This window comes from Anaerorhabdus sp. (genome assembly GCF_036657415.1).
Classification (GTDB): domain Bacteria; phylum Bacillota_I; class Bacilli_A; order Erysipelotrichales; family Erysipelotrichaceae; genus Anaerorhabdus.
Genome location: NZ_JAVXGL010000101.1, coordinates 1 through 6001, shown reverse-complemented (window position 1 = coordinate 6001; position 6001 = coordinate 1). Strand labels below are relative to the sequence as shown.

The 6001-nt window shown below is 32.4% G+C and carries 7 protein-coding genes; 5 read left to right on the top strand and 2 right to left on the bottom strand.

Going from position 1 to position 6001, the window contains the following annotated elements; translation table 11 throughout:
- Nucleotides 1-486 (bottom strand): LytR/AlgR family response regulator transcription factor (locus RSB60_RS10485; protein WP_332616204.1); only part of this gene is annotated, 486 nt, incomplete at its 3' end.
- Nucleotides 487-663: 177 nt separating this feature from the next.
- On the opposite strand from RSB60_RS10485, the gene RSB60_RS10480 reads away from it, so the two are divergent.
- Both RSB60_RS10480 and RSB60_RS10475 read left to right on the top strand, forming a co-directional pair.
- Nucleotides 664-2073: an APC family permease gene (locus RSB60_RS10480; protein ID WP_323381952.1), complete on the top strand. Its 1410-nt coding sequence runs from the start codon at nt 664-666 to the stop codon at nt 2071-2073.
- 16 nt (nt 2074-2089) lie between these two features.
- Nucleotides 2090-3334, top strand: coding sequence for a metal-dependent hydrolase family protein (locus RSB60_RS10475; RefSeq protein ID WP_323381953.1), 1245 nt, complete (start codon nt 2090-2092; stop codon nt 3332-3334).
- Nucleotides 3335-3387: 53 nt separating this feature from the next.
- Here RSB60_RS10475 and RSB60_RS10470 read toward each other — a convergent pair whose 3' ends face one another.
- Nucleotides 3388-4227, bottom strand: a complete 840-nt coding sequence (locus RSB60_RS10470; RefSeq protein ID WP_332616201.1) for a metallophosphoesterase — start codon at nt 4225-4227, stop codon at nt 3388-3390.
- Between the two features lie 312 nt (nt 4228-4539).
- On the opposite strand from RSB60_RS10470, the gene RSB60_RS10465 reads away from it, so the two are divergent.
- The 3 genes from RSB60_RS10465 to RSB60_RS10455 form a co-directional block, all read left to right on the top strand.
- Nucleotides 4540-4959, top strand: a complete 420-nt coding sequence (locus tag RSB60_RS10465) for a pyridoxamine 5'-phosphate oxidase family protein (RefSeq protein ID WP_442878178.1) — start codon at nt 4540-4542, stop codon at nt 4957-4959.
- Between the two features lie 104 nt (nt 4960-5063).
- Nucleotides 5064-5414: a BlaI/MecI/CopY family transcriptional regulator gene (locus RSB60_RS10460; RefSeq protein ID WP_323381955.1), complete on the top strand. Its 351-nt coding sequence runs from the start codon at nt 5064-5066 to the stop codon at nt 5412-5414.
- 11 nt (nt 5415-5425) lie between these two features.
- The coding region (locus tag RSB60_RS10455; RefSeq protein WP_332616199.1) for a M56 family metallopeptidase at nt 5426-6001 on the top strand (576 nt) is incomplete at its 3' end.

The following is a 6001-nucleotide window of genomic DNA, read 5'->3' as shown; positions in this document are numbered from 1 at the left end:
TGCAGTGTGTATTGTAATTGTACGTGTTAGTGATTCTATATAATAAATATCATTCAACTTTACACGTGTAATTCCTTGAGCGTTGTGAATCGTAAGAGTAAGACTTTCATTATTTTTGATATTTGAAATAATTGTATTCATTTCTTTTAAGAAATCATCTTGTTTCAATGGTTTTTGATAGTAACGACGAGCATTAACTGTATATCCTTCTACGGCATACTCTAGAGTTGCAGTGATGATAAGTATTTCTACATGGGTATCTAAAGTTCTTACGAATTTGGCAGTATCTAAACCATTTACTTTTTCCATCATCATATCTAAAAGGATAATGTCAAATTTTTTATTGTCTTTATAAGTATTGATTAAATCTTGACCATCACTAAAACAAGTGATTTCAAGTTCAGGAAAACACTCACACTTTTTTATACAATTTAAAATCCACTCAGTATCAAATGGATTATCATCAACGACAGCTATTTTAATCATAAAAACCTCCCTTATATCATACAACAAAATAAAAAAATTACTTATAAAAAAATTCCCGATTATGACAACAAAAACCCCAATTCTTTTACTATGCTTGAATTCAATCTAACAAAGGAATAAAACAATGATAACCGGTAAACATTTATGCGCATAAATGACTAGAATGGGAGAATTAGAATGACTACAAATGACACATCGATGAAGAAAACACTAACGATTTGGAATTTCTTCACAATTGGTTTCGGTGCTATTATCGGTACTGGATGGGTGCTACAAGTAGGTGACTGGATGGACAAAGGTGGAGGTCCAGTTGCAGCGATTATTGCATTTATACTTGGTGCTATTTTCTTATTACCAGTAGGAGCAGTATTTGGTGAATTGACTAGTGCAATTCCAATTTCTGGAGGTATTGTTGAATATGTTGATCGTACTTTTGGAAAAAAATTATCTTTTGTAACAGGGTGGTTTCTATCATTAGGGAATGGAATATTATGTCCTTGGGAAGCTATTGCAATATCAAAACTAGTTGGAATGTTGATTCCACAACTTAAAATTATTCCATTGTATACAATTATGGGATATACCGTTTATTTGCCACCACTATTAATATCACTTGCATTTGCATTTTATGTAATTCGTTTGAATTTCAAAGGTGCTTCTTCAGCAGCAAAATTACAAGGATTCTTAACAAAGATGTTATTAGCAGGGATGTTAATAGCGATGGTTGTTTCAGTATTTACAGGTGGGCCTCACCATTTACAACCAATTGTATCTGAATCAAATGGTAACAGTTTAATTATGGGAATTATTCCGGTATTAGTAATGACACCGTTCTTCTATGCGGGATTTGATACTATTCCGCAACAAGCAGAAGAAGCTGCTGAAGGATTAGATTGGAAAAAATTTGGTCAAGTTATCTCATTAGCGTTGCTTGCGGCAGGAATATTCTATGCATGTTGTATCTATGCATTTGGAACTATTGTTCCTTGGAATGATTTTGTGTCATTAGGTGCTGATGGATCTGTTCCAGCTTTGGCAGTATTAAAATCAATTAATGGAATTTTCTTTGTTGTAATGATGTGCATTGCAATACTTGGTCCATTAGGTCCAATGAATTCATTCTTTGGAGCTACATCACGTATCTTACTTGCAATGGGTCGTAAAAAACAATTGCCTGCATCATTTGAAAAATTAGATGAAAATGGTAATCCTAAGACTGCAAACTATTTAATGGCAGCATTAACACTTATTGGACCTTTCTTGGGTGGTAATATGTTGATTCCATTAACGAATGTAAGTGCTCTTGCATTTATCTTCGCATGCTTTATGTGTTCAGCAGCTTGTCTAAAAATGCGATTCTCAGAACCAGAATTGAAAAGACCTTATTCAGTACCTGGTGGTAAGTTTGGAATTTCATTAGCATGTCTTGCTTGCTTATGCATAATTGCTTTAATGGTACTTCCTTTCTCACCAGCTGCATTAGTACCAGTTGAATGGTCTATTGTCATTGGATGGTTAGTAGTTGGTCTAATATTTAATTTTGTTTCAGGAAAATCAAAGACAGTAATAGAAGTAGAAGAAGCTTAATAAGGAGGACAATAATATGTCAAAAGTAGCTTTCGCTCATGGTTTATTAATTGATGGTACAGGAAAACCAGCAGTTAAAGATGCATTAGTATTAGTAGAAGATAAGAAAATTGTTTATGCTGGTGCTATGAAAGATATTCCTAGTGAATATGAAGTAAAAGATATAACTGGAAAAACAATTATGCCAGGTTTAATTGATAGTCACTTACACTTCTCAGGAAACTTAACTGATGATGATAGTGATTGGGTATTAGAAGATGTTATTCAAAAAACAGTAGTAGCTGTTCAACAAGCTCATGAATGTTTAGAAAGTGGTTTGACAACAGTTGGTGAAATCGGACGTTCAGGTCTTCAAATTCGTAATATGATTGAAGCTGGTGTTATGAGTGGTCCTCGTGTTGTTGGAACTGGTTTAGGTTTCTGCCGTACTTGTGGACATGGTGATTCACACAAACTTCCTATTGGTTATAATGCAGAATCACATCCTTGGGCTGAAAGAGTTGATGGTCCTTGGGATCTTAGAAAAGCAGTACGTCGTAGACTAAGAGAAAGTCCAGATGCAATTAAGATTTGGTCAACAGGTGGAGGAATCTGGCGTTGGGATCAAAAACTTGATCAACATTACACATTTGAAGAAATCAAAGCAGTTGTAGATGAATGCAACATGGTAGGAATTCCAGTGTGGAGTCATGCTGAAGGATACGGTGGAGCATTAGATTCTTGTAAAGCTGGTGTTCATTTAATCATTCATGGACAAACATTAAATGATGAATGTTTAGATATTATGGCAGAGAAAGGAATTTACTTCTGTCCAACTATTCAATTCTTAAATGAATGGTTTAAAACATATCAACCTCCATATGTACCAGAAGTACATGACAAATTTCCAGGTGAAACAGTAGCAGAAAAAGAATTAAATCGTGTTTATTCAAATTTACGTCGTGCTAAAGAAAAAGGTATCGTACTTACAATTGGATCAGATTCATTCTGTTCAAGTTTAACTCCATATGGTACTACAGCGATTGGTGAAATGTACTCATTCAATGAAAAAGCAGGTATTGATCCAATGGATGTTATTGTTGCAGCAACTAAAAATGGTGCAGACATGTTAAAAGTTGGTGATATTACAGGTACACTTGAAGAAGGCAAATTCGCAGATTTACTTGTTATTAAAGGAAATCCACTTGAAAACATCCGTGCAGTTGCCGTTGAAAACATGGAAGTTATCATGAAAGAAGGAGCTTTCGTTAAAGGCGCATAAGCATCACCATTTAAGAAAAGCTAGATTGAATTTCAATCTAGCTTTTTATGATTTTAATCAAGTGTAAAAACAGTAATTTCTGGAGGTGCCAAAAAGCGTAAAGGAAGACGTGATGTTCCAAGTCCGCTATTTACATAAAGTGTTGTTTGTCTTAAGTTATCAAAATTGTAAGTTCCCATTAAGTATTTGTTTTCACTAGGACTTAGCAACAATGAAGTATCAATGAATGGAAAATCAATTTGACCACCATGAGTATGCCCACTAAGTGCTAAATCATAAGGATATTCTAATAGATTATCGATTAAATACGGTTCATGAATTAACAATAAATTAAAGTTAGATTGATTTATATGCTTATCAAAAGCATCTTCAATGCTCGGATTTCCTAAAAGATCATCATCTAAACCAGTAATATACATTATTTCATTAGAGTTCAATTCGATGCGTTGACTTTCATTCATCAAAACAGTGAATCCAGACTCATTCATTATGTTTTCATATGCACGAATAGCGCCGCCACCATGGTCATTGTTACCGAAAATAGCGTATTTTCCAATGGATGCATGCAGTTGACTTAAATAATTTATTACCTCAGTAGTAGGTTTATATTGAGCATAATTACTAAATAAATCACCAGTGAATACAATGATGTCTGGATTAATGCTATTTATTTTTTCAACGACTTTTCGTAAATTTATAGGTAAATAGTTTTTACTAATTTCGATATCAGATAGCTGAACAATAACTAGCTTTTCATTAAGTGTAGGAATATCTAAATGAATATGGTTAACTACAAGTGAAGTAGGTTCAATTTTGTAAGAATAAAATAAAATACTCAATCCACCTATTAAAAAGATGAAAAAGAATATTACAAGATTACGTAAAAATTTCATAAATGTTCCTTTCATGGTTGAAGCAGTAGTTATATTTTAGTCTCAATAGTATACAATGTATATGAAAAAACAATCATGAATACTTAAGAATTATTAGTGTAATATGATAAAATACCAAATAATTTGTGACAAATTAGATACAGAGAGTAGAAAATTTAAGAATTTTCGCTAATCAAATTGTTTTATTTTTGATGAATCAAGACTATAATCTAAATAGTATTGTTAGTAAAAAATGTTCAATTTTCATTCGTATAAACAAAGAGTAATTCACTAAAAACAAGGAATATTAAAAATGGAAATGAGGAAATTAAAATGATGAGAAATCCTGAACAAACAATTGGAAATTTAATTGATAAAGCCACTTTAAGTTGTATTAGTTATGTGGATGAAGAAGGATTTCCGCTTACTAAAGCTATGTTGCCTCCAAGAGAGAGACAAGGTATTAAAGTCTTTTACTTTACAACAAATACTTCTTCGAATAAGGTTAAATGCTTTATAAAAAATCCTAATGCAAGTATATATTTTGTGGATAAAAGATTCTTTAGAGGTGTAAATTTAGTTGGAACAGTTGAAGTTCTTACAAATGAAGAAGATAAAGAGAGAATCTGGCGAGATGGAGATACCATGTATTATCCAGAGGGAGTTACAGACCCAGACTATTGTGTATTAAAGTTTACGGCAAGAAAAGGTCGGTTTTATGCAAACTTTAAAAATGAAGATTTCATAATATAAGTAAAAATCAAGCTATTCCATTGGAATAGCTTTTTAATACGTTGACAAAAAGAAAAGGGAGAAGTAAACTGTAACTAGACTACACGTGTAGACTGGGAGGCTTTATGAAACTTACATGCACAGAAATTAAGTTTATGTCACTTATTTGGGATAATGAACCAATTTCGTCAGGCAAACTTGTAACATTATGTGCAGAAAAATTTGGATGGAAGAAATCAACAACGTATACGTTTTTAAAACGTTTGCAAGAAAGAGGAGTAGTAACAAACATTGATGCAACAGTAACTGCTCTAGTTAAACGTGAAGCGATTCAAAGAATCGAAAGTAAAGACGTTATGGAAACTTCATTTGAAGGGTCTCTTCCCAAATTCGTAACTGCATTTTTATCTGACAAAAAATTATCGAAAAAGGAAATTGATGAATTAAAAGAATTATTAGATAACTATAAAGAATAGGAGATGATTATATGCTTTGGGTAACTTCATTCTTCAATACTGTAGTTTCTATGTCATTAGATGCCAGTGTTGTAATAGTTGTTGTGTTACTATTGAGAATGTTATTCAAGAAAGCTCCAAAAGTATTTAGTTATTTTCTATGGACATTTGTTTTAGTTCGTTTACTTGTTCCTATTACTCTTGAAAGCAATGTTAGTGTACTGTCTATTCCTGAAACAATATCAAGTGAAATTGTAGGTAATACTAGGGGTATATCAGAGGTATTTCAATCTGTAACAGTGCAATCAACAAATAGTGTAATGGGAGTATCAATTGTAGAAGTGTTAACAGTGATTTGGCTTTTAGGAATCATTCTTTTAATTGTGTATTTTATAAGAAATTATCGCCAAGTTTATAAAGTAACTCGTTATGCAATCAAGGTGGTCGATAATATTTATGAATCGGATGCGATTGCCATGCCATTTGTAATGGGAATATGTAATCCACGAATTTATATCCCTACGACATTAAATGAGAGACAAAAACAAATTGTCTTAGCACATGAAATTATCCATGTACAAAGAAAAGACTATTTTATTAAATACCGA